Here is a 22,907-nt window from a genome sequence, read left to right as displayed (position 1 = left end):
CGCACCTGACAGCGCAATTTTTCTAGTGGGTAGCGGACGTTACCTGACCGCGCAAGGCATTGGCGATGACTTTACGATAGTGCGCGATGACTTCACCTTCGGAAAAACGCGCAAGAATATCGTATCGCGCAGCGGCACCCATGACTGCGCGCGCAGCGTCGTCCCGTTCCAGCATCTCGCCCATCGCCCGTGCCAAGTCTTTAGCATCGCGCACACGGCATAGCAGTCCCGTCTCGCCGTCGCGCACCACGTCGCGGCATCCCGGCACGTCGGTCGTGATCGCGGGCCGCGCCATCGCTGCCGCTTCGAGCAGCACGCGCGACGTACCCTCCCGATATGATGGCAGCACGACGCAATCGGCCTGCGCCAGAAAGGGGCGAACGTCGTTGGCCGCGCCCAGATAGTCGATCAGGCCTTCCGCCACCCAGCCATCCAGCGTGGCGCGATCAATCGCGGTGCGATTGGCGACGTCGAGGAAGCCGAGAATCTGGAACCGGACCGCGGGGTGGGTCGTCCGGATCGCGCGTGCCGCCTCGACGAATTCAAACACCCCCTTGTCGCGGATCAGGCGGGCGACCAGCAGGAAGCGGAATGCCGCGCTGGTCGTCTGCGGATAGCGTGCTGGATCGAACACGGTGCCGTCGATTCCCGATCCGGGCAGCAGCGCCGTCTGTTCCACGCGCACCAGCCTGCGCGCGACGAACAGATCGCGGTCGGTCGGGTTCTGGAAGAACACCGTCGCCGACCGGCGCAGCCCCAGCCGGTACAGCCACCCTGCGACGTGCATCAACCATCCCGCGCCGAGGAACGCGGTGCCAAGGCCCGAGATGTTGTTGATCGCCGGTACGCCGCACAGCGCCGCGGCGATCGATCCATAGACATTGGGCTTGATCGTCCAGCCCAGATAGACATCGGGTCGCTCGCGCCGGAACAGCGCGACGTATCGCGCGAACAGCAGGAAATCGCCGAGCGGCGAGATGCCGGCATTGTCCATCGACAGCGGCACAACCCGCGCACCGAGCGCCTCGACTGCCGGGAAGGCGCCATCGTCGACGACGGCCGCGATCACCTCATGCCCGTCGGCGACCAGCGCCCGGACCAGTCCGGCGCGGAAATTGGCGACGTTCCATGCGGCGTTGATTGAGATCAACACTCGAGACAAATGCCATCCTCCAGCGGATAGAAGCGGTAGGGCAGCCAATACTCGACGTTCACCGCGAAATTGAGCCACACGAAGAAGGCGATCGCATAGAGTGCAAGGATCGCGATCACCATCAGCCGCCGGTCCTTGTTGCTTCCGGCGATCGCATCGGGCAGGCGGGCATAGACGAAACACTGGATCGGCAGCAGATACAGCGCCAGCCGGTCGACCACCGTCGACGAGGGGAACACGAACAGCAGCACCAGCGCGGCGATGGCGGCACCCGCCAACGCCATCCACACGCTGCGCTCCGGCCCGACGATCGTCAGCCGTTCGCGAAAGACCAGCAGCAGCGTGCCCGGCAGCGCCGTCATGACCAGTCGGATCGCCGCCCCTGACGATGCCATTTCGGCATCGACATAGTTGGTCACGAGGTCGCTGCGTGTCGAGGCGACGCTGTACCCGAGCAGCGCCACCACCGCAAAACCCAACAGGATGCGAACCACCACGTTGCGGTTCGTGACCATCACCGCCAGCGGGAGCAGGATGAGCGCGGTCGAATGGAACGCCGCGCCGGCCAGCACCCACAGCGTATAACGCGCGACCTGCCCATGACGCAGCGAGGCGAGCGCCAGCAGCAGGAAGGATACCGCGATCCCCTGTCGGATGTAGCCCATCCCCATCACCACCACGAGGTAGGGAATCGCGACCGATAGGCACAGCCATGGACGTGGCTGATCGAAACAGAATCGCGCGACGGCGACAGCCATCACCACCCCGCTGAAACAGGTTATCAGCAACATGCCGAGTTGCGAGCGGGCCGCGACGCCGGTCAACAGCGTGAACCCCGGGTCGGAAACCAGCGAGAGCGGCACCGGCCTCCACAGCGCATGGTCGACCATGCGTTCGTAGTTGAACCAGTCGCCACCGGTCTGCCAGCGCAGCCCGATCAGCGCGACCAGCGCCAGAACGACGATCCCCCATGCGAAACCGATCCGTCGCGCCTCGGGACGTTCGAGAAGCGCCATCGCCGCCGGAAAGCCGAACATTACCCAATAGACGATCATGCGCGTGCCGATGCCCATGCGCGGTAAATCAATATGCCCCACAGCGATGCGGTCCAGTCGTGCGTACCCGCCAGATGCTGCGCCCAGCGCGCGCGGATCGGCACCGGGTCGAGCAGGCAGTCGGCGGTCAGCGACACGGGTGACAACAGATCCTCTGCCCAGTCGCGCAGATCACTGCGCAGCCACGCGCCGATCGGTACGGCGAATCCGGCCTTGGGGCGTTCGATCAGTTCGCGCGGAACATGGCGGTAGAGCACCTGCCGAAGCAGCCATTTTCCCTGCCCGGCGCGTTTCTTCAGCGACAGCGGTGTCGCCCAGGCGAGCTCGACGATGCGGTGGTCGAGCAACGGCACCCGCACCTCTAGGCTAGCGGCCATGCTCGCACGATCGACTTTGGTCAGGATGTCGTCGGGCAGGTAGCGCGTTAGGTCGCGCTGCATCATCTGTTCCTCGGGGGTCGCGCGCAGCATGGGCCATGCGTCGTCGGTCCGCGGAACGGGGTTGCGCAGCGGCACGCCATCGAGCCATTCCTCGCTGGAGGCGCGGTGGATGTCGGCGGGACCAAGTGCCCCGCCGAGCATTCCCGCCATCTTGCCGAGCTTCGCGCCGAGCATCGGCACCTTGCGCGGTCCGGCACCGCCGATCCTGTCCCATCGTGCCGGCGGCAGCGCCCGGATCGCGCGTGCCGCGACATGCCGCAACGGGCGAGGCACCGCCGCCAATGTCTCCCACGTCCGACGCGATACCAGATAGCGGTTGTAGCCGCAGAACAGCTCGTCACCGCCATCGCCCGACAACGCGACCGTTACCGAACCGCGCGTCAACCGGCTGAGCAGCACCGTCGGCAGTTGGGATGAATCCGCGAACGGCTCGTCGTAGATCGCGGGCAGCGCCGGGATGACGTCGCGCACTTCGGCGGCGGTGACGTGCAGTTCGTGATGATTGGTGCCGAGATGCCGTGCGACCGCGCGGGCATGCGGCGCCTCGTCATAGGCGGGGTCGCCGAAGCCGATCGTGAAGGATTGCACCGGCCTGGGCGATCGCTCGGCCATCAGCGCGACGATCGTCGACGAATCGATGCCGCCCGACAGGAACGCGCCGAGCGGGGTGTCGGCGATCATCTGTCGCGCGATTACGTGGCGCAGTTCGTCGTGGAGCCGGTCGACCGCTTCGTCGGGTGACAGATCGTCGGTATCACGCCCGACGACCGCGTCGAGCGACCAGTAGCGTGTTGCGGTGATTCCGCCATGGCCCGAAGCGCCGACGACCGGTGGCGAGGAGGGCGCGGCGGCGCGCCCGTGATCGTCGATCGTTACGATCGACGCCGGCTCGACCTTGAACACCCGTTCCAGGATTGAAAGGGGAGCCGGCACGCAATTGTGCCGCAAGTAGCGGGCCAGCGCCGCTGGGGCGACCGGGTTGGCAAAGCCAGGCACCGCGCGCAACGCCTTCAGTTCGGAAGCGAAGACCAGCCGTCCGTCGTTCCACCCATAATAGAGCGGCTTTTCGCCCATCCGGTCACGCGCCAGCGACAGGGTGCGCGTCTGCCGGTCCCACAGCGCCAGCGCGAACATGCCGTGCGCCTGCTCAAGTGTCGCAGCAAGGCCCCAGCGCGCGATGGCACGGACCAGCGTCTCGGTATCCGATGTTCCGCGCCACTCGCCGCCCAGCATAGGGCGCAGATCAAGGTGATTGTAGATTTCGCCGTTGAAGACCAGCACATGGCGTCCACACGGCGATGCCATCGGCTGATGCCCGGCCGGCGACAGGTCGAGGATCGCCAGCCTGCAGTGCGACAGCGCGATTCCTGCGGCCGGATCGGCCCATGCCCCGGCGTCGTCGGGACCGCGATGGGCGATCGTATCCGCCATCGCGCGCGCGACCACCGTCTGATCGCCGCCTCCCGTCCAGATCCCGGCCAGCCCGCACATTTTTCGCTTCCCACCCAGCTCTGCGCGCGACAAAGCCGTGACGAGGGATAAAAGTCCAGCACCGACTTTTGTTTGGCGGGGGAGCGACCATGGCGGGGGTGGCCCGGATCAAGGCGGCGGTACGCAACGGACTGCCACCGGCATGGCAGGTGCCGGCGAAATACTGGCATGCGCGCCTGACGGGCACGCTGGAGCCCGAAATGGCGTTGCTGTCGCGGCTCGTGCCGTCCGGTGCGCGGGCGATCGACGTTGGCGGAAACTATGGTGCCTATGCGCTGGCGCTCTCCGGAATCGGGGCGCGGGTCGAGGTGTTCGAGCCGCATCCGGTGTGCCTGCGGGCGCTGAGCGGATGGGCGCGGGGCCGTGAGCGGGTGACGGTTCATCCCTTTGCGTTGTCGGACCGCGATGGCGAGGCCGAGCTGGCGATCCCGGTCGACGCCGACGGAACCGAGCATGACGCCGCCGGATCGGTCGACGGGTCGGTCCATGCCGGGCCGGTCCGGACGCATCGGGTGGCGCTGCGCCGGCTGGACGATTTCGGTTTCACCGACGCCGCGCTCGTCAAGATCGATGTCGAGGGCCATGAGGCGGCGGTCATCGAAGGTGCGTTGGCGACGATCGCGACGGCGCGTCCCGCGTTGTTGATCGAGATCGAGCAACGCCACCGGAGCGATCCGATCGCCACCACCTTCGCGCGGATTGCGGGCCTTGGCCATGACGGATATTTTCTGATGGGCGGGGTATTGCTGCCGGTCGCACAATTTAATCCGGCGATCCATCAGCGGGCCGACACGCTCGGTCGTTCGGGCTATTACAACAACTTCCTGTTCCTTCCCTGCGAACGGGACTATCCGGGTTTGACAGCGCCATGACGCCGCTGAGGATCGCAGTAGTAACGCCGCGCTATGCCGTCTCGGGCGTGCCGCTCGCGCAGCGGCGCTTCGCCGCCGCGCTGGCGGAGGCCGGGCACCGCATCGATCTCATCATCGGCAATTGCGATGCCGACCTGAGCGTACCGCCCGCACCGGGCGTGACCATCCATGTGCTGGGCAAGCCGCAGGTCCGTGGCATGGTCGTGCCGCTCTGCCGTTATCTGCGCCGGACGAAGCCCGATGCGGTCTTTTCGGCGGAGGATCACCTCAACACCTTCCTGCTGGCGGCCGCGATCGTCACCGGATCGCGCGCGAAGATCAGCGGATCGTCGCGGGTGACGCCGTTCGATACCTACTCCAACCGCCCGTTCACCAAGCGTTGGGTGTTGAAATGGGCGGCGCGTGCCGTGGCATGGCGCGCCGATGCGTTGACCTGCGTGTCGCAGGACATGGTCGGGCAATATCGTACGATATTCGGCCCGGCGACCAAGCATGTCTGCGTGTACAACATCGTCGACCAGCCCGCCGTGCGCGCGCTCGCTGCCGAGCCTGTCGACGATCCGTGGTTTCGGGACCGGTCGGTGCCGCTGGTCGTCGCGGCGGGCACGCTGGCGCCGTGGAAGGGATTCGTCGACCTGATCGACGCCATGGCAGTGCTGCGCGATCGGGGAAAGGCGGCGCGGCTCGTCATTCTGGGCGAAGGGGCGTCGCGCGGCGAACTGGAGGCGCTCGTCGCGACGCGCGGGCTGGCCGAACGGGTACGCTTGCCGGGCAGGGTCGCCAACCCGCTCAAATATTTCGCCCATGCCGACGTGTTCGCCCTCTCATCACATGTCGAGGGGATGCCCAACGTCCTGGTCGAAGCGATGCTGGCGGGCTGTACCCCGGTATCGACCGATTGCCCGACCGGACCGGGCGAATTGTTGCAGGGCGGACGCTACGGCTATCTGGTGCCGGTGGCGGACCCACCTGCGCTGGCCGACGGAATCCTCGCCGCGATCGACCGGCCCATCGCGCCGGCGGTGCTTGCCGAAGCGGTGGCTCCGTTCGCGCAGGACCGGGTAATCGCGCGTCACTTCGCGTTGCTGGGGCTGTAGCGGCGGTGCGCGTCGGGCTGAACGCGACCTGCTTCGACGACCGGCCCTCGGGGGCGAACCAGCGATTCCGCGAACTCTATGGTGCGTTGATCCGGGCAACCCCCGATGTCGACTATGTGCTCTACGAACCGGCCGAGCACCGGATCGGCGGCTGGTTCGCCGATTGCGCCAACGTCACGATCCGCCCGACGCCGGTGCCGGGCAGCGGGCGGCTGGTCCGGTTCGCGGCGGGACGGGGATACTGGCATCGGACGCTGCGCGACGACCGGCTCGATCTGTTCGAGGTATTCAGCCTGCCATTGGTGCGGGCGCCGTGCCCGACGCTGCTGACGATCCACGACCTGCGGCCGCTGCGCGCTGACCGTCCGTTCGCCGAGCGACTGGTCGGGCGCCCCATCCTGCGCCACGGCTTCGCCAACGCGACGCGCGTGATCGCGGTATCGCAGGCGATCGCCGACGAAATCGCCGTGTTCCGGCCGGGCACCCCGGTCGAGGTCGTCTACAACGGCGTCGACACCGCCCGCTTCGCCGCCGGCGTTGGCGCGGCGACGCCGTCCGACCGGTTCCTGCTTGCGGTCGGCCATGTCGAAGCGCGCAAGAACCTCGCGACGCTGGTGCGGGCGGTCGCGGTACTGCGCGAGCAGGGGCTGGAGCGACCGCTGCGGATCGTCGGCAACGACGGCGGGTGTACGCCCGCGATCCGGCGACTGACCGCCGAACTGGGCATCGGCGACCTCGTGCAGATCCTGCATGATGCCGACGATACCATGGTCCGGGCACTTTATGCCGCCTGTGCGATGGTCGTGGTTCCGTCCGCCTATGAAGGATTCGGGATCGCGGTGATCGAGGCGATGGCAAGCCGCCGCCCCGTCGTCACCAGCGACATCGCGGTGTTTCGCGAACTGAGCGAAGGGCAGGGCCGCGATTTCGCGCTGCACGACCCCCACGCCGCCGCCGCCGCGATCGAACGGGTCTGGTCCGATCCCGCCGAGACCGCGCGGCTAGTCGCATATGGCGACCGGCGGGTACGTCACTTCGCCTTTCCTACGCTGGCGGCGCGGCTGGCGGCGCTGCACCGGCAGGTGGCGTCATGATGGCCGCCAGCCGGTCGCGTGCGGCGGCGGTGCCATGGAACCGGTCGAACAACGCGCGCATCGCCGGGTCGAACGGCGGCAATGCCTGCCCGGTCCGGGCAGCGATCGCACGCACGAAACCATCGGCGTCGGTGGCGCAGGTGTTGGCGACGACGACGTCCCGCGCATAGCCGACGAACGCTTCCGGCGTGCCGATGACGTGCTTGCCGTGCATCAACGCCTCGGCGACCTTGGTCTTCATGCCCGATCCGTCGAAGATCGGCGCGATCACCACCTGCGCGTCGCGATACCACGGTGCGAGATCGTCGACCGCGCCCATCACCTCGACCCCGGCAATCGGTGGCATGTCGCGGCCGACGACGACGGTACGCACCGCCAGACGCGGCGCGACGCTCCGCGCGAACCATGCGATGCCGACGCGATTGGCATAGAAGCCACCGCCGACGAACAGCACGAAACCATCGTTCCGCATGCGCGGCCCGGCCGCGACCGGACGTTCGGCCATGGTCAGCGGCAGGATCGCATCGGCCCGCCGTCCGTACCACCGGGCAAGCAGGTCGCCGTCCCGCGCGTTGAGACAGACGAGGACATCGCTGTGCCGGACTGCCTGCCGTTCCGCCCGCCAGTTGGCGGCGACCACGCCGATCGGGCGCACCCCCGGCCGATCCCGGAACGCGCCCCAGAAGAACCGTGCCTCGACATTGTGGAAGAAGGTGACGATCCGCACTTCGGGGCAGCCGCGCCGGACCGCCCGCGCCACTGCGCCAAGATTCGATCCGTCGAGGAACAGTTGCGCGACGCCCCGGTCGCGAGCCAGTCGGACAATCCGCGCCAGCGCGGCGGAATCGATGCCGTCGATATGGCCGCGCAGCACTCCTGCGACCGGGCTTGCGCATCCCTCCGGCCGAACGGTCAGCAGATCCTCGCCGAACAGGTCGTGCAACACCGCGCGGTGCATCCGCGCCAGCATCGCCCGCCCGCCGGGCGGCGCGTGGTCGGCAAGCGGGCTGACGAGGAGCACGGGGCGGTCAGGCATCATCCGCCTTATTGCGTGGGGTGGCCCGGCCGGCAATCGCTGGTCTGGGCAATAGCGGTGCGGTACGGCATCGCTTCATGAGCGAACCGCGTTTCTCCGTCGTCATCCCGCTGTATGACAAGGGGACGACGATCCTGGCCACGCTGGCATCGGTGCGGGCACAGACCTGTCCCGCGATCGAGATCATCGTCGTCGATGACGAATCGCACGACGGCGGCGACGACGTGGTCGAGACGTTGGGCGATCCGCACATCCGCCTGATTCGGCAAGCGAACGGTGGTCCGGCAGCGGCGCGGAACACCGGAGTCGCTGCGGCGCATGGCAACTGGATCGCACTGATCGACGGCGATGATCTTTGGCACCCCCACCATCTCGCGACGCTGGTGGAAGTGATCGCCGCCGTCCCGGACGCGGCACTGGTATCGTCGGCATCGCGCACGGTCCTGCCGGGCGAGCCGATCGCCGACGTCCCAATGATGGCGACGCCGCCACGCCGGATCGATTTCTTCCGCGATCATCGGCCGGACCTGCTCAATGCGTCGAGCGTGGCGATCCGGCGCGACGCCTATCTTGGCATCGGCGGTATGCCGCCGGTTTTCCCGGGTGAGGACATGGCGTTCTGGATCGCACTGGCAGTCGATCACGCGATGGCAGTGAGCGACCGGGCGACGTCGTTTTACGTGCGCGGCGACGGCATCATGGCGCGCGAACAGGCGGCGCGGCAGGCGGGCGAAGCGATGCCGCTCTCTCCGGTGTTCGCGGCCATCGATCGCGCGGTCGCCACGATCGCCGATCCGGCGCGGCGCGTGGCGGCAACCGCCTTCGGCGACCGGACCCGACTGCAATATGTCCGCAGCGAACTATATGCGGGGCGCCCCGCCGATGCGCGGCGGTTGCTCGCCGGGGTCGTCGACCGTGGGGGAGGGGCCTATCGCGCCTATCGCGCGCTGGCACTGTTGCCCGGCGGCATCCTGCGCTTCGGCATGATCGCGCGGAGGTTGCTGCGCCGCTGATCTCAGCGCGCGTCGCGCCAGACCCGCTTGCCGAGGTCCAGCCGCCGCGCGACGATGATCGATCCGGTGCGGGTCAGATGCTTGCCCTCCACCCACAATGGCGCGCCGCGCCATGTCGAAGGACAAATGCCTTCGCGACAGAGCGCGGGATCGAGCGCGATGACCGGCGTGCCCTCGTGCGTGAAGCGGAACATCAACGCCGCCAGCCAGTCGCTGTCCCGCAGCCGCGTTGCCGGCGTGATCGCGCAATCGTGCGGCGCGCCGGCCAGCGGCAGCTCATGAATCCGGCGTTCCTGACACTGGCCGGCATCGAAGGCGGCTTGCGGCGGGGCTGCGACCAATATGACGCGCTTGCCCATCCGGCGCAGCCGGGTCACCAGATCGCGTTGCGCCGCCGCAAGCAGCGAAGGGTCGGGTGAATGCAACCGCCCGTCGTGCCGCAGGACCTGCACGCCGGGCCATGTATAGCGCAGATACGATCCCGACAGCACCACCACCTCGACCTCGGGGGTTCGTTCCAGCCACGCAAGGACGCTGTCGCCGAACGCGATGCACCCGCGCGCGACTGCCGTGCTCGCCTGAAGATCGACCGGGGCGAGGCCGGGCAACGGCGGGCACCCGCCCTTGCTCGCCTGCGCGAAGGCGACCGGCGTTGTCGCCTGCAAACCGGGGACGAGATGCTGCGAGAAACTGTCGCCCCACAGCATCAGGCGTGGCACGGGCCCGGTGCGGCAGGCGGGATCGAAGCTGGTACGCGATCCGTCGCAGGCTGCGCCTGGCAGTCCGGTCATGGGCGTCAGGTCGACCCGCGCCCGGTCGGTCCCGGTCAGCCGGGGTGCGACCGCGCCGGTCGCCGCGATGAGCGCCGATCCGGCCAGCAACGCCGCCCACCACCGGTGCGACAACGGCAGGCGGAGCGCGGGCTGCTCGACCAGCGCGTGCAGCGTCGCCCCCGCCGCCACGCTCGCGATCGCCAGCAGGACCGCGACCGGCGCCGGCGGTGCGTTGCCGAGCCAGATGGCGTGCGCGAACGCCATCGGCGGCCAGTGGACGAGGTAGATCGCGTAGGACCGGTCGCCCAGCCAGGCGAGCGGCCTGCCCGCCGCGCCCGCCGGACGTGCCCCGAGCAGCAGCACCGCCGTCGCGGCACAGGCGGGCAGTGTCAGCCAATAGCCGGTCGTCGTCGGCAGCCCGACGAACGGCAGGGCGAGCAGGGCTACGGCCGCCGCCGGTGTGGCGTGGCGGCACCCGCGCCCGACCCGGCCGTCCGCCGCCATCCCGGCGGCGATCGATCCGATGCCCAGTTCCCATGCCCGGGTTGGCAGCAGATAGAAGATCGCACCCGGCGACAGCGGATAGAGCCACAGAAAGGCGGCGAGGCTGGCGATAGTGACCGCCGCAACCGCCCATGGGCACCAGCGGCGCGGCACGATCAGCACCGCCAGCGGCAGCACCAGATAATATTGCTCCTCCACCGCCAGCGACCAGAAGTGGAGCAATGGCTCGAGTGCTGCGGAATCGTGGAAATAGTTGATCTGCCGCCACAGGACGACGTTGGTCGAAAAGGTCAGTGCGCCGAGCAACTGTGGCCAGAACCGCACCTGCGCGGTTGGGGTCAGCAACATGGCGGCGGCAATCGTCGTCGCCAGCAGCGTGACGAACGCGGCGGGCCACAGCCGCCGGATACGCCGTTGATAGAAACGGCCGATGCGAAAGATGCCGGCCTCGCGTGCGCGCAACACGTTGCCGGTGATGAGGTAGCCCGACACGACGAAGAAAATATCGACGCCGAGAAAGCCCGACGGCGCGATGCCGAGGCCGCTGTGGAACAGCACGACGATCAGCACCGCCCATCCGCGCAGGGCCTGGATGTCGTCGCGCCACTCCCGCCCGATCAACCGCCCCCCCCGACGATCGTGTCATAGCCGCCCATGGCGACGATCCGGCCGTCCTGCAGCCGCACGATCGTGTCGCAGCCGCGCAGGGTGGTGACGCGGTGTGCGATCGAAATGACGGTCAGGTCGCGCGACAGCCGGTCGATCGCCGCCATCACCGCCGCCTCGGTTTCGTCGTCGAGCGCGCTGGTCGCCTCGTCGAGCACCAGCACCCGTGCCTGTTTGTAGAGCGCGCGGGCGATGCCGATTCGCTGGCGCTGCCCCCCCGACAGGCGGATGCCGCGTTCGCCGACCATCGTGTCATAGCCGTGCGGCAGCGTCGCGATATGCTCGGCCAGTTCGGCACCCCGCGCCGCGTCGCGCACCCGGTCCATGTCGATGTCCGCAGGATCGCGCCCGAACGCGATATTGGCGGCAATGCTGGCGTCGGCGAGGAAGATCGCCTGCGGCACATGGGCAATCTGGTGTTGCCACGACGGGCGCGCGCCCGCATCAAGCCGCCGTCCGTCGATCCGCACCTCGCCCTCGCCCGGTTCGAGCAGGCCCATCACGATGTCGGCCAGCGTGCTCTTGCCGCTGCCCGACTTGCCGATCAGCCCGATCCGCATCCCCTTGGGAATCGTCAGCGTCACGTCCGAGAGTGCCGCGGCCTCCCCCGTCGGATAACGATAGCCTAGCCGATCGATCGTGATCGCGTCGGTGAAGGGGGGCAGGGGGATGACGGCGGGTTCGGGCGGGGCGGGCATGTCGAGCAGATCGGCGATCCCGTTCAATGCGCCGCGATTACCGTAGATTTGCGACCAACTGAAATACACCTGCTGGACGAGCGGCAGCAGGCGCTGCGCGCCCAGCGCCAGCGCGCCGAGCATCGGCAGCGCGGCGACCACGCCGCCCGGCTGGGTGCTGACATACAAGGCGAGCGTGGCGACCAGCACGACCGCGCCCGCCTCGACGACATAGCGCGGGGCGGCGGCGATAAACTGGTTGGTCGCCTGCGCTTCGCGGAAGCGGGCGTCGATCGCACTGAACTTGTCGGCGAAGATCGCCTGCGACCGGTCGAGCAGCACGTCGCGAATGCCGCCCAGCCCCTCCTGCAACGTCTGTACCCGCTGTTGCAACGCCGAGGCAATGATGTCGCCGTTGCGGTACAGCTTGCGCCGCGTGAGAAAACTGACGGCGGCATAGAGGGTGACGAAACAGGCGGCGGCGATCAGCGAGGTCGCCGGATCGACCCATATCAGCGCGACGAGTACGAACAGCGCGACGATCGCCGCCGTGGTGCCCGCCATCGCCGGGAGCAGCACGTTGCCGAGCACATATTGCACTTTTTCGATGCCCGAGATCGTCTGGCTGGTGTTGCGCTGGACGTGGAAGCTATAAGGCTGGTGCAGCGTGCGTTCGTAGATATGCGTCGCCAGATCGTGCGCGATGGCAAAGACGACATGCTGGCTCGACCGCGTCAGGATCAGGCGCAATGCACCCGCCGCCACCGCCACCGCCACCAGCAGGATCGCTGACACCGCGACGGTGCCGATCCCCGCTGCCGCGCCCAACCGCGCGACGGCTCGCACGACCATGTCATAGCGGCCGCCCTCGCCACCGGTGATGACGACCAGGAACGGCAACACCGCACCGATCGTCGCCAGTTCGGCAAAGGCTCCGATCACCATCAGCACCAGCGTGGCGGTCAACTCCCGTCGCCGGCGAGGCGAAAGGTGATCGTGGATCCGCTGCGCGGCAGCAAGCGCGCTGCGCCGGTCCGCCGTCATGCGCGGGTCAGTCGCACGTTGGTGACGGTGGCCGCGACGGTCCCGCCGGCATCGGGGGTGGCGACGATCCGCAGCCATGCCGCGCCACATCTCGCCGGGATCACCGCATCGACCGTATCGCCCTCAAGCGCGGCAACCGCGAGCGGCGCCTCGTCTCGGACACAGGAAAGCCGGGCGACGACGTTTGTCCCGCTGCCGTGCAGCGACAGGCGGAAGCGACCTTCGCCGACGACCAGTTGTTCGGCCACTGTCGCCGGAGCGTCCCCGCGATAGGTGATCCGCAGTCCGTCGCCCGGCTGCCTCTGCAATCCGGCCACGGAAGGCGCGTTCCAGACGAACGGCACGTCGCCGGGGGCGTCGCGGAACATCGGGTCGCGGAGCGGAGCGGCATCGCCCCGGACGGGCGGACGCCCCGCCCGCCACAGCGCCTGCGCTTCGCCATAGGCCCCGGCGCGCACCGTCGACCATAGCACCGCGCGCCGTTCGCGCGCGGCCGCCGCCGGATCGGCCGGGGGGGGCAGCGATGCAAACAGCCGCATCAGCCCGTGAGGATCAATATTGGCGCTCGCCTGGGTCGTCAGGAAGGATTCGCGCCAGTCCGGGTCGCGCGCCAGCGCGCCTCGCACCGCGCCACGCGTTTCCGGCTGCGCGGCCATCGCCGATACTAGCATGTAGATCGCCTTGCGCGTGCCGGGCCGCAGGCGTAGCGCCGGGCCAACCTCGGCCAGCGCCTTGGCCGACTGAGCGGTGCGGACATAGTGATCGAGCAGCCAGTAACGCGCGATACCCGATCGCGGATCGCGACCGCGTGCTGCTTCCATCAGCGCCTGTGCCCGGTCGGCCGCGCCATCGGCGCTGGCCGCGAGACCGGCAAGGATCAGCGGCGCCGCATCTCGCGGCGCACGGCGCAGCGCGAGCGCGGTCTGCGTCCGGGCCACCCGATCGGCGGTGCCGCCCGCCGCGACGATTCGCGCCTGCGCCGCATTGGCCAGCGCAGCTCCCCCGGCGGGGGCAAAGGTCATTGCGACGTTCGGCCGTGTTTCGGCGAAGGCGGCCAGCGCGCCGTTACGCACGACTCCCCACCCGAGGACCGCCAGGCCGGCGACGATCGCGATACGAATCCCCGTGGTGCGAACCGCAGGCGCGGTCCGGATCACTGGGTGATGTCCAGCATCGGCGTCTTCGATCCCTCGCCATAGGTCGCGCCATAGCCATAGCCATATCCGTCGCCATAGCCGTATCCGGCGGTCTTGGGATTATATTTGGTCAGCGTTATCCCGATGATCCGCGTGCCGGACGCGATCAGTCGCCCGAGTGCCCCCAGCGCAATCGCCCGGCGGATCGATCCCGCCTCGATCACCATCACCGTCGCGTCGCAGATCGACCCCAGCACCGGCGCGTCGGCAAGGCCGAGCACCGGCGGCGCATCGACCACCACGACGCCGAACCGGTCGATCGCTTCGTGCAGGACCGCCCGGATGCGACTGGTCGCCAGCAATTCCGCCGGGTTGGGCGGAACCGTCCCGCTGGGTAACAGGTATAGATTGGGCGTGTTGGTCTGCACGACATGTTCGGTGATGCTGTCGTTCCCGATCAGCAGGCGCGAAAGACCGATGTCGCCGTCGGCCTTGGCCATGAACGAAGGCTTGCGCAGATCGGCATCAACCAGCAGGACCTGCACGCCCGTCCGCGCCAGATTCTGCGCCAGCGCCAGCGACGTGCTCGACTTGCCTTCGGCCGCGCGCGAACTCGTCACCAGCAACGATCGCGGCAGGCTGCCGCCATTGGTGAACTGCAACGCGGTCATGATAGAATAATACGCTTCGGCGACCGGTGATCGCGGGGCCATCAACTCATCACGCACCGTCTTGCCGCGTGCCAGTTTGGGCACGACGCCCAGTAGCGGCAGGTTCAGCTTGGCCGCCACGTCCTCGGGCGTCTTGACCGCATCGTCGATGAATTCGATCGCGAAGGCGATGGCGAGGCCCAGCACCAGTCCGGCGACCAGACCGATCGCGAGGTTGCGGACCGGGCTGGGACGGAACGGGCTGGTCGGTTGGATCGCCGCGTCGACGATGCCGGCCTGGCTCTCGCCCAGTCCCCCGGCGACGCCCACTTCCTTGAATCGCTGCAACAGCGCATCGTACAGCGTGCGGTTCGTCTCCACCTCGCGTTGTAAAATCGTATAGCCGATGCCGCGCCCGCGCAGGTCGAGCACGTTGGAGCGCAGCGCGTTCACCTGTCCGCGCAACTCGGCCTCGCGCCCCAGCGCGGCCAGATAGGCCGAGCGCAATGAGGACGATACCTCGCCCGTTTCGCGTTGCAGCGATCGATCGATCTCCTGGATGCGACTTCGCAGCGCCACCATGTCGGGAAAGTCGGGTTTGAACGTCGCGAGCCGTTCGCGGTAATCCGCCTCCAGCTTCACCCGCTCGGCGCGAAGCGACTGCACCGTCGGGTTTTGCAGCGCGTCGCCCGACGACCGGTTCGCCACCGCCTGCCGGTATTGCTGCTCGGCGGCGATGCGTTCGCCGATCGCCGACGACAGCGCGCCGTTCAGCGCGACCAGCGATTGCGAACTGAGCGAATCGCCGGTCGACGACGTCGGCCCGTCGCCGCGCGCCGCGCCTTGTCCGCCGCCGTCGAGCTGAACGATGCCCTTTTGCTGGGCATAGGCAACCAGCTCGCGCTCGCTGGCTTCCAGTCGCTGCTTGGTCGCGTTCAGCCGGTTTTGTAGGAAGGTGCGGGCATAGGCGGTCGCCTCGAACCGGCGGTCGGCATTGGCGGCCATGAAGCCGGTCGCGAAACCGTTGACGATCCGGGTGGCCCGCGCCGGATCGGGATCGGTGTAGCTGAGCTGGACGAGATTGCTACCGCGGATCGGCATGACGTCGAGATTGGCGGTCAATCGTCCGGCGGCGTTGCTGGCGAATGCCGGATCGGCGGCCAGGTTCAGGGCCTGCGCGACCCGTTCGGCGAGCGAGCGGCTGCGCAACAGGCCATATTGCGTCTGGAGGAACTGATCCTCGCTGCGCAGCTTGGGCATGACGCCGCGATTGTTGCCCATGACCTCGATCGGGGTCGTGTTGATCTCCAGCGTCGCCGAGGCACGATAGATCCGCGTGGAGAGCATTGTGACCGTGATCGCCACGGCGAGGCCCAGCACGACCGCGCCGAGGATCAGCCATTTCCACTTGGCGACGACGCGCAACAGATCGGCGAGGTCGAATTGCGGAATCACGCGCGGCTTGGAATCGGTCCGGGTGATCGCCACCACCGGCCGGCCGAGCATGGCAGGATTGCCGCCATCGGTCAGGCGGCTCGGCAGCGTGCCGCCGTGATCGTCATGCTCGGCCATGTCTGCCACCCTCTCCCTGTGAGGCGATCAGCCCGTCCATCGCTGGCCGTGCGCCCCCGCTGGTTGCCTACCCCAGATCAAAGGTTTCCGACAACTCCCGTGATGCGCGGCGCCGTCCGGCCGTGGATGGATCACCTGGCGGCTGCCCGCTGGCGAGCGCCGCGGCGAACGCGGCAATCGTCGCGATCGCGGCGGTACGGAGCGGATAGTCGACAAGGCTGTGGAGCAGCATGATCGCCAGCGCGATCAGCGCCGCTTCCCCACTGCCACTTCGCGCCCGTCGCAACCACCATAGCCATGCTGCGACGATCAGAACCATGCCGACGACGCCGTGGTCCAGCAGCAGTTCGGCATAGTCGGAATGGGCATGGTTGACGAACGCGGGCGAGGCGAGCGCCGGATTGGTATAAGTCGGATAGATCGTCGTGAAGCTACCGCCGCCCGCGCCGACGGGCAGATGATCGATTGCCGCGGCCAAGGTGCGCGGCACGGTGACGTTGCGTCGCTGGTCGGCGCCACCAGCCGACTCGTCGAACGATGCCATCCGCCCCGCCACGCCGGCAGCGATCGTCCCGACGAGCAGCAGCGCGATCGTCAGGCGGTTGCGGTTGGCTCGCGACAGGCCGTGGCGACGCGCAACGCGCAGGCCGATGACCGACAGTACGACCGCCAGCAACGCCAGCCCGGCATCAGATCCGGTCAACACCACGCCGCCCGCCAGCACGGCGAAGCCGACCAACGCCGCGCCGCCATGCCGCAACCTGCGTCGCTCGATCAACCGGCCGAGGAACGGCAGCGCACACAGCAGCAGCGTCGCCAGATGATTACGATTAGCGAACGGCCCAACGGCCTGACCGGGATTGGTGACGCTATAGGGTTGGAAGGGTGAATCGGTTCCGCCAAGGAACTGGACGATACCAAGCAGCGCAGCACCGATCGAGACCGCGATCAGCGTGCCGATGACGATGCGGCGCGCATTGTCGGTCGCGCCCAGCGTCAATCCCGCCATCGCCGCCGGCGGCAACAAGGCGAGCAGGGCGGCGATCGTGGCGTCCGGGGCCAGCGACATCGGTTCCCAGCCGGGCGCAATGCCGCTGAGTGCCAATCCGTCGACCACCGTCGCCCGGCCGGGCAGATGCGACCAGATGGCAGGCGGCAGGGGAATGCACTGAACCAACAGCCAAGCTGCAAAGGCCGCGCCACCGATGACCAATGTTCGCGCCGCCGGTATGAGCCGTGCTGGCCGTGTGAAAGCCAGCGTCCCGAGCACGACGATGGCAAAGAGTTGCAGCAAGCCGTTGGCGAAGATGCCGGCCGAACTGGCGCCACCCAACAGGATGCAAACGCCCAAAAAGGCGGCGGGGACATACTCCCGAACCGACCTTGGCATCAATCGACGATCCCGCTGGTTCGGTCCGGTTACGGGCTGGCGGGCGCGCCGCTCTTGCTGCTGACGGCGGCAACAATGCCGAGCGACGCGGCGGCGATCGCGCCGAGCAGCACCGGCCAGCTCCGGCCGAGATAGCCGCCGCGCATCGCACCGGCCTCATCGCAGGAAACCGGCGTGCCATCGGCGGCACGGCATTGCCCAGTCGGCGCGCTCTGCGGTTCGGCGGGGATCGCCAGCGCGGTACGGTTGGTCGCGACTCCGGCGGTCACGCCCGGTGCCGCCATCGCTGCCGATGCCTGTCCGGCCATCGCGACCGCCGCCATCCACGCCATCGTCCTGCCTGCCATCACAGCCTCCCTAAGGCGATCCGGCCCGGGTCGATCCCGGTAGCGGATGATTTCATATTTCCGTTAAGAACCGATCGCGTCGATGGTTCCTTCGACCGTGGAGAATATCCGATTTCCCCTGGTCGCGCAACGATCTCGTGACGCGATCAGAACGGACGGAACAGTGATACGAACGGCAGCGACTGCAGGACGGACTTCATCGCCTGGCTGGTGCGCGATCCATCCACGACGATCACGTCTTCGGCATAAATCGTCGGATCGGGTTCCTCTCCCTTGCGGATCGTCGAGAGGTCGAATGCGGCGGCCATGCGCTGTCCGTTGATCCGCCGGAACACCACGACCCGGCGGGGATTCGCCCCTTCCGCCGTGCCGCGCGCCATCGCGATCGCGGTGATGAGCGTGCTGCCTGGCTGCACCGGATACAGGCCGGGCTGCATCACCGATCCATCGACGGTGATCGTTTTCTGCACGGCGGTCTTGAGCGATACCGCCACCTGCGGATCGTTGAGATACCTCGCGCCCAATTGCCGCTTGAGATCGGCTTCGAGCTCGCTCGTCGTGCGGCCGGCGGCGGGAACCAGCCCTAGCAGCGGCAGGTTGACCCGGCCGGCGGTGTCGATCGTCTGCTCGCCCGACATGCTGTCCACCCGGAACACTCGGATCGACACCACATCGCCGCTGCCCAGCCGATAATCGGTGGTCAGCGCGGGCAGGGGTACGGGATCGGGTGCGACAAAGCCGTCCGGGTTGTAGGGGATGTCCCCGCCGCGACTGCCCGCACATCCGGCCAGCAGCGCGGCCACCGTGCCCATTGCCAACCATGTCCTGGCGACCGACATTCCCGATCCTTCTCCGTTGGGCCGTACGTTCTGCGATAGGCGCGCTCGACGCACGGCGCAAATGCTGTCGCGTTCAGCGTCCGGTATAGTCGCGATACCAATCGACGAAGCGCGGCACGCCGACGGTGATCGGCGTGGTCGGGCTGAACCCCAGATCGCGGCTGATCGCGCTGATGTCGGCGCTGGTGCTGGGCACGTCGCCCGGCTGGATCGGCTGATAGTCGCGGATCGCCTTGCGGCCGAGCGCGTTTTCCAGCGTCGCGATCAGCGTCTCCAGCGCTTCGGGCCGGTTGTTGCCGATGTTGTAGAGCCGGTGCGGCGAATGGCTGCCCCCGGCTTTTTCCTCGCCATCGTCGAACGGTGGCCGGTCGAGTGCCGCGACCACGCCGGAGACAATATCGTCGATATAGGTGAAGTCGCGCACCATGCGTCCGCCGTTGAACACGGTGATCGGCCGGTCGGACAGGATGGCGTCGGTGAACAGCCACATCGCCATGTCGGGCCGCCCCCATGGGCCATAGACGGTAAAGAAGCGCAGCCCCGTCTGCGGAATGCGGTAGAGATGGGCATAGGTTTCGCTCATCAGCTCGTCGGCGCGCTTGGTCGCGGCGTAGAGCGAGAGCGGGGAATCCACCCGGTCCTCCACCCGAAACGGCTGCGCCGTGTTGCCGCCGTAGACCGAGGAGGACGACGCATAGACAAACGGCGCCCCCGGCCGCGCCCGCGCGACCTCGAGCATGTTGAGATGGCCGACCAGGTTTGCGCGGACATATTTGCGCGGTTCGAGGATCGAGTAACGCACCCCGGCCTGGGCGGCGAGATGGACGATCCCGTCGATCGCATCGGTTTCCAGCGCGGCATCGAGCGCGACGTCGTCGGCAATATCCACGTCGCGCAGCGTGAAGCGGCCGCCGTGTTCCGATGCCTTGATCGACGCGATGCGGGCATGCTTCAGCGCGACGTCGTAATAAGGCTCGAAATTATCGATGCCGATCACGTCGCGCCCGCTGTCGATCAGCCGGCGCGCGACATGCGAACCGATGAACCCGGCGGCTCCGGTGACGACGATACTCAAGGCCTGTCTCCGTCTGCTGGTAACGCAAGGAAGCGTCCGGGCTTTGCCGTTGCCATAGATTTGCCGTTCGGGCAGCATCAAAACGCGAGCAAATCTGACGGAACAATGCGCTGCCGCCTTCCGGCCGTTTCATTTCCGTACGGCAACGAGAACGAGGGGGAGGACAGGTTGGCGCAGGAACCGACGAGCAGGGAGAATCCTGACAAAGCTCCACGATCGACACAGGATGACGTGCCTCACAAGCGCTCGCCGGTTCCAGCGGCGAGCGAAGCCGACGGGTCGAAGAAGACGCCACGGGTCCTTCGCGATACGATCCAGAGCGACATCGAAACGGAGACGGCCATCCAGCTTCGGTTCGATGGCGATCGGGTCGAGATCTGGCGCGTGATGTATTCGATGGCTACGAAGCTCGCGACGCTGCGCAGCAGACTGGAAACTGTCAGGGCGATCAAGAAGACCGACAGCTTTCTGGTGGACAAGGCCATCGTACAGTCGAACGCTGAATCCAGACTGGCCGTCGCCGACGTCTTGCAACCCGGCGGTATCGTATCGATCCAGCGGCTCAAGGTGCCTGCTTCGGTTTCACCTGCGGTTACGCTTCCCGCCGATCGCAAGACGGCGGAGATCGGCGCCTTTCGGGACCTTGCCCAGCAACTTCCGACCATGGATCGCGGCAAGGCCACCAAAAGCGGGGACGACACATTCGCGGCGCTCGACAGCGATGCCGCGCGGCATGTTCTCGCGATCAGCGGCGTTACCGCAGGCATATTGATGAAGAGCGGGACGATTACCTGGAGCTACCGTGACGTGATTCCGATGGAGGAGGCGCTGCACGGCATGCGCTTCCGGACGCCGCAACAGACGTTCGTCAGCAACGATGTGCTGACCTTCGATCGTAACCAGCGTGAAATCCGCTCCACCGTCGGCATATCCGCCAGCGTCGGCGCATCCGGCTGGGGTGTGTCGGTCGCCGGTGAGATCGCCGGCAGCGATACCACCGCAAACCTCACGAAAGGCAGCACCGCCTACACCTATTCCGAGCTGACCGTGCCCAAGGTTCAGTTGCAGCTCGCGAACGAGCCGGTGAATCCGGACTGCCTGGCGGACCTTGAATGGTTCAACGGCAAGGACGGGCGATCGTTCGAACATTTCGAACGGCTGCGGCGCTTTTTCGAGGATTGGGGTGCCTATCTGCCGATCGAAACCATCGTCGGCGGCAAGTTGTTCATGACCGACGAAAAGACGGTGAGTTCGATCCAGGACGCCAAGAAGTTCGAACGTTCCGCGAAGCTCGCGTTCAAACATGCCGTGGTCGAAGGATCGGCGACCTTTGCCAGCACCAGATCCACCGCGACCGAAGACGAAAATCATGCGAGGACCGCCATGTTGCAGGCGGTCGGCGGCGATCCCGGCCTGGTGCATGATCCGTCGCAATGGGCCGCATCGCTGGGATCGTACCGCAACTGGCGACCGTGCCGGGTCGATCGTATGAAACCGCTCTACCAGTTCGCGTCGCGGGCGGCGCAGACCGGTATCTACAACACGCTGCGCTTCTGGGGGCAGTTGTGGCGGACCGATCAGCTCATGCTCGATTTTGATCAGTATCTTTATCCGCTCGCCCGCGAACAGGCACTCCATCTGCTCCCCGAACGCGACAATGTTACCGCCGTCACGATCGACCGCGCCGAAACCCGTCGCCCCGCGATAGTTTCGAACAGTCTCGGTAACCTTATCGTAGCGGAGCGCGGAGGCTATCTCGTGCTGAAGCCGTCCCGCCCATGGAACCATCCGCTTTGTACCCAGCGGCCGATCAAGCTTCGCTGCAGCCCGCTGGTCGTGTCGTCGGTGGACGGCATGCGGGCGACGATCATCATGGTCCATGGCGACGAGCGTACGCTGGCCCGTTTCGACGTCAGTCTGGACAAGGTCAGCCCTGATCCGGTGTGGCAATGGAAGATCACCGCGCATGTCGATTCGCATAGCGGCGTGATCGGACAGCCGGTTCTGCTTGGCGGCAAGCCGCCTGCCGACACGATCGGTGCATTCGCCGTTCGGTGGAGCAATGGTATCGCCATCTATGGCGTGAAAGCCGACGGCACGTTCAAGGACTTGTTCGACGGACACCGCTACGACCCGGGATGCACCTATTCGGGCAGTTTCTCCGGTTTCTTCGATCTTGCCGGCACCGTAAATCTTCTGCTCCCGACCAGCCCGATCACCAACGCCTTCCACACCCCCGGCCAGCAATGGGGTAGCCGCAAGCTCGATGTTGGTCGTCCGACGGGTACGCTGGCCGCCTTGGAAACCTGGCACCAGCACGACGACAAGCCCAAGCAGACCTTCCACGTCCTCAGCCCGTCGGGCGGTTCGCAGTTGCGCTATTTCCGCGGCCTCGACACCTGGAAATACGAGGACGTGCCAACGGGCATGCGCGACTTCGAGATGATGGTCGATGGGGACCGCGTGATCCTGCTCGGGCGGGTAGGGCAGGAGCTTCAGGCCTTTTCGATCGACATGGACAAGGGCGTGGGCAAGGTGCGTTCGCCAAAGCAACCGTTTGCCAGCGGCATCACCGGCAACCCGTATCTTTTCCTCGACGCCCGTGCCGACGGAACGCAACAGGTCGCCGCCGCCGTCTACGCCGAAAGTAACAAGGTGCTGATGCTATGGTACGATCATGGAACGGATGACTGGTCGATCTTGCCGTCCTGATGGCGTCCTCGCCGTTGCGCGCGACGGAACGAACGTGCTCCCGGAAAATGGAGAGTTACCTTGAAGCGAAAGGCGAACTCGATAACGAAGCAGCGACGGTGCATGAAGGAATACGCACGAAGCGGCACGGCTGGTGGCAACCAGCAGACGGACGCAGCAGGAGCTAGCGGAGAGTCTGGGTATCGGGTTATCGACGATGATGCGCTGGGTCGACCGCAGCTAAGAGCGTCTGGTAGAGATATCTGATAATGCGCCCTAGCACTACCTGGGC

At 67.0% G+C, this 22,907-nt stretch carries 17 protein-coding genes; 5 read left to right on the top strand and 12 right to left on the bottom strand.

The genetic code is table 11. The annotated features are described in order from the left end of the window. Positions 1–22: 22 nt before the first annotated feature. Genes LRA89_RS18850 through asnB form a run of 3 tightly spaced genes read right to left on the bottom strand, consistent with a single transcriptional unit; the run spans position 23 to position 4,139 of the window. Positions 23–1,153, bottom strand: a complete 1,131-nt coding sequence (locus LRA89_RS18850) for a glycosyltransferase family 4 protein (RefSeq protein ID WP_230772521.1) — start codon at positions 1,151–1,153, stop codon at positions 23–25. Continuing rightward, on the bottom strand, positions 1,147–2,226 hold the full coding sequence (locus LRA89_RS18845; protein WP_230772520.1) for an EpsG family protein: 1,080 nt from the start codon (positions 2,224–2,226) through the stop codon (positions 1,147–1,149). Before LRA89_RS18845 ends, LRA89_RS18850 begins: the two co-directional genes overlap by 7 nt. Then, positions 2,205–4,139 (bottom strand): asparagine synthase (glutamine-hydrolyzing), encoded by a 1,935-nt coding sequence (gene asnB, locus LRA89_RS18840; protein WP_230772519.1) that lies wholly within the window; start codon positions 4,137–4,139, stop codon positions 2,205–2,207. The genes LRA89_RS18845 and asnB overlap by 22 nt, the downstream gene beginning before the upstream one ends. Before the next feature lie 89 nt (positions 4,140–4,228). Here asnB and LRA89_RS18835 point away from each other — a divergent pair, with 89 nt between their 5' ends. Genes LRA89_RS18835 through LRA89_RS18825 form a run of 3 tightly spaced genes read left to right on the top strand, consistent with a single transcriptional unit; the run spans position 4,229 to position 7,202 of the window. Further along, on the top strand, positions 4,229–5,011 hold the full coding sequence (locus tag LRA89_RS18835; RefSeq protein ID WP_230772517.1) for an FkbM family methyltransferase: 783 nt from the start codon (positions 4,229–4,231) through the stop codon (positions 5,009–5,011). Beyond that, positions 5,008–6,108 (top strand): glycosyltransferase, encoded by a 1,101-nt coding sequence (locus LRA89_RS18830; RefSeq protein ID WP_230772515.1) that lies wholly within the window; start codon positions 5,008–5,010, stop codon positions 6,106–6,108. The genes LRA89_RS18835 and LRA89_RS18830 overlap by 4 nt, the downstream gene beginning before the upstream one ends. A gap of 5 nt (positions 6,109–6,113) precedes the next feature. Next, positions 6,114–7,202 carry a glycosyltransferase family 4 protein gene (locus tag LRA89_RS18825; RefSeq protein WP_230772514.1) on the top strand — a complete coding sequence of 363 codons (1,089 nt, stop codon included), beginning with the start codon at positions 6,114–6,116 and terminating at the stop codon, positions 7,200–7,202. Here the strand turns inward: LRA89_RS18825 and LRA89_RS18820 are convergent. Then, positions 7,153–8,238, bottom strand: coding sequence for a glycosyltransferase (locus tag LRA89_RS18820; protein ID WP_230772513.1), 1,086 nt, complete (start codon positions 8,236–8,238; stop codon positions 7,153–7,155). The genes LRA89_RS18825 and LRA89_RS18820 overlap by 50 nt on opposite strands. A gap of 77 nt (positions 8,239–8,315) precedes the next feature. On the opposite strand from LRA89_RS18820, the gene LRA89_RS18815 reads away from it, so the two are divergent. Further along, positions 8,316–9,251 (top strand): glycosyltransferase family 2 protein, encoded by a 936-nt coding sequence (locus LRA89_RS18815; protein WP_230772512.1) that lies wholly within the window; start codon positions 8,316–8,318, stop codon positions 9,249–9,251. Positions 9,252–9,253: 2 nt separating this feature from the next. Here LRA89_RS18815 and LRA89_RS18810 read toward each other — a convergent pair whose 3' ends face one another. The 8 genes from LRA89_RS18810 to LRA89_RS18775 all read right to left on the bottom strand — a co-directional run bounded on the left by LRA89_RS18810 (position 9,254) and on the right by LRA89_RS18775 (position 19,924). Further along, on the bottom strand, positions 9,254–11,149 hold the full coding sequence (locus tag LRA89_RS18810) for an acyltransferase family protein (RefSeq protein ID WP_230772511.1): 1,896 nt from the start codon (positions 11,147–11,149) through the stop codon (positions 9,254–9,256). After that, positions 11,146–12,837, bottom strand: coding sequence for an ABC transporter ATP-binding protein (locus tag LRA89_RS18805; protein WP_230772510.1), 1,692 nt, complete (start codon positions 12,835–12,837; stop codon positions 11,146–11,148). Before LRA89_RS18805 ends, LRA89_RS18810 begins: the two co-directional genes overlap by 4 nt. Before the next feature lie 74 nt (positions 12,838–12,911). Further along, positions 12,912–14,072 (bottom strand): tetratricopeptide repeat protein, encoded by a 1,161-nt coding sequence (locus LRA89_RS18800; protein ID WP_230772508.1) that lies wholly within the window; start codon positions 14,070–14,072, stop codon positions 12,912–12,914. Beyond that, the gene (locus tag LRA89_RS18795) at positions 14,069–16,273 is read right to left on the bottom strand and encodes a GumC family protein (RefSeq protein ID WP_230772544.1); all 2,205 of its coding nucleotides are present in this window, start codon (positions 16,271–16,273) and stop codon (positions 14,069–14,071) included. Before LRA89_RS18795 ends, LRA89_RS18800 begins: the two co-directional genes overlap by 4 nt. A 67-nt stretch (positions 16,274–16,340) precedes the next feature. Then, a complete protein-coding gene (locus LRA89_RS18790; protein WP_230772507.1) occupies positions 16,341–17,606 on the bottom strand; it encodes an O-antigen ligase family protein in 1,266 nt (421 codons plus the stop codon). Positions 17,607–17,692: 86 nt separating this feature from the next. After that, positions 17,693–18,010 carry a hypothetical protein gene (locus tag LRA89_RS18785; RefSeq protein WP_230772506.1) on the bottom strand — a complete coding sequence of 106 codons (318 nt, stop codon included), beginning with the start codon at positions 18,008–18,010 and terminating at the stop codon, positions 17,693–17,695. Between the two features lie 146 nt (positions 18,011–18,156). Continuing rightward, positions 18,157–18,849: a polysaccharide biosynthesis/export family protein gene (locus tag LRA89_RS18780; RefSeq protein WP_230772505.1), complete on the bottom strand. Its 693-nt coding sequence runs from the start codon at positions 18,847–18,849 to the stop codon at positions 18,157–18,159. A 73-nt stretch (positions 18,850–18,922) separates the two neighbouring features. Next, complete coding sequence (locus tag LRA89_RS18775; RefSeq protein ID WP_230772504.1) at positions 18,923–19,924, bottom strand: NAD-dependent epimerase/dehydratase family protein; 1,002 nt, start codon at positions 19,922–19,924, stop codon at positions 18,923–18,925. On the opposite strand from LRA89_RS18775, the gene LRA89_RS18770 reads away from it, so the two are divergent. After that, a complete protein-coding gene (locus tag LRA89_RS18770) occupies positions 19,880–22,636 on the top strand; it encodes a hypothetical protein (RefSeq protein ID WP_230772503.1) in 2,757 nt (918 codons plus the stop codon). The genes LRA89_RS18775 and LRA89_RS18770 overlap by 45 nt on opposite strands. The last annotated feature ends 271 nt before the right edge of the window (positions 22,637–22,907 follow it).

The sequence above is a fragment of the Sphingomonas sp. Leaf4 genome, assembly GCF_920939515.1.
Lineage (GTDB): Bacteria > Pseudomonadota > Alphaproteobacteria > Sphingomonadales > Sphingomonadaceae > Sphingomonas.
Note: the sequence above shows the minus strand (reverse complement) of the source record. Positions and strands in the feature narration are given on the sequence as shown.

Coding starts and splice junctions, on each gene's coding strand:
- LRA89_RS18845 (WP_230772520.1), bottom strand. CDS start 2,226: ATGGGCATCGGCACGCGCATGATCGTCTATTGGGTAATGTTCGGCTTT.
- LRA89_RS18785 (WP_230772506.1), bottom strand. CDS start 18,010: ATGGCAGGCAGGACGATGGCGTGGATGGCGGCGGTCGCGATGGCCGGA.
- LRA89_RS18795 (WP_230772544.1), bottom strand. CDS start 16,273: ATGGCCGAGCATGACGATCACGGCGGCACGCTGCCGAGCCGCCTGACC.
- asnB (WP_230772519.1), bottom strand. CDS start 4,139: ATGTGCGGGCTGGCCGGGATCTGGACGGGAGGCGGCGATCAGACGGTG.
- LRA89_RS18780 (WP_230772505.1), bottom strand. CDS start 18,849: ATGTCGGTCGCCAGGACATGGTTGGCAATGGGCACGGTGGCCGCGCTG.
- LRA89_RS18815 (WP_230772512.1), top strand. CDS start 8,316: ATGAGCGAACCGCGTTTCTCCGTCGTCATCCCGCTGTATGACAAGGGG.
- LRA89_RS18835 (WP_230772517.1), top strand. CDS start 4,229: ATGGCGGGGGTGGCCCGGATCAAGGCGGCGGTACGCAACGGACTGCCA.
- LRA89_RS18770 (WP_230772503.1), top strand. CDS start 19,880: ATGCGAACCGATGAACCCGGCGGCTCCGGTGACGACGATACTCAAGGC.
- LRA89_RS18830 (WP_230772515.1), top strand. CDS start 5,008: ATGACGCCGCTGAGGATCGCAGTAGTAACGCCGCGCTATGCCGTCTCG.
- LRA89_RS18820 (WP_230772513.1), bottom strand. CDS start 8,238: ATGCCTGACCGCCCCGTGCTCCTCGTCAGCCCGCTTGCCGACCACGCG.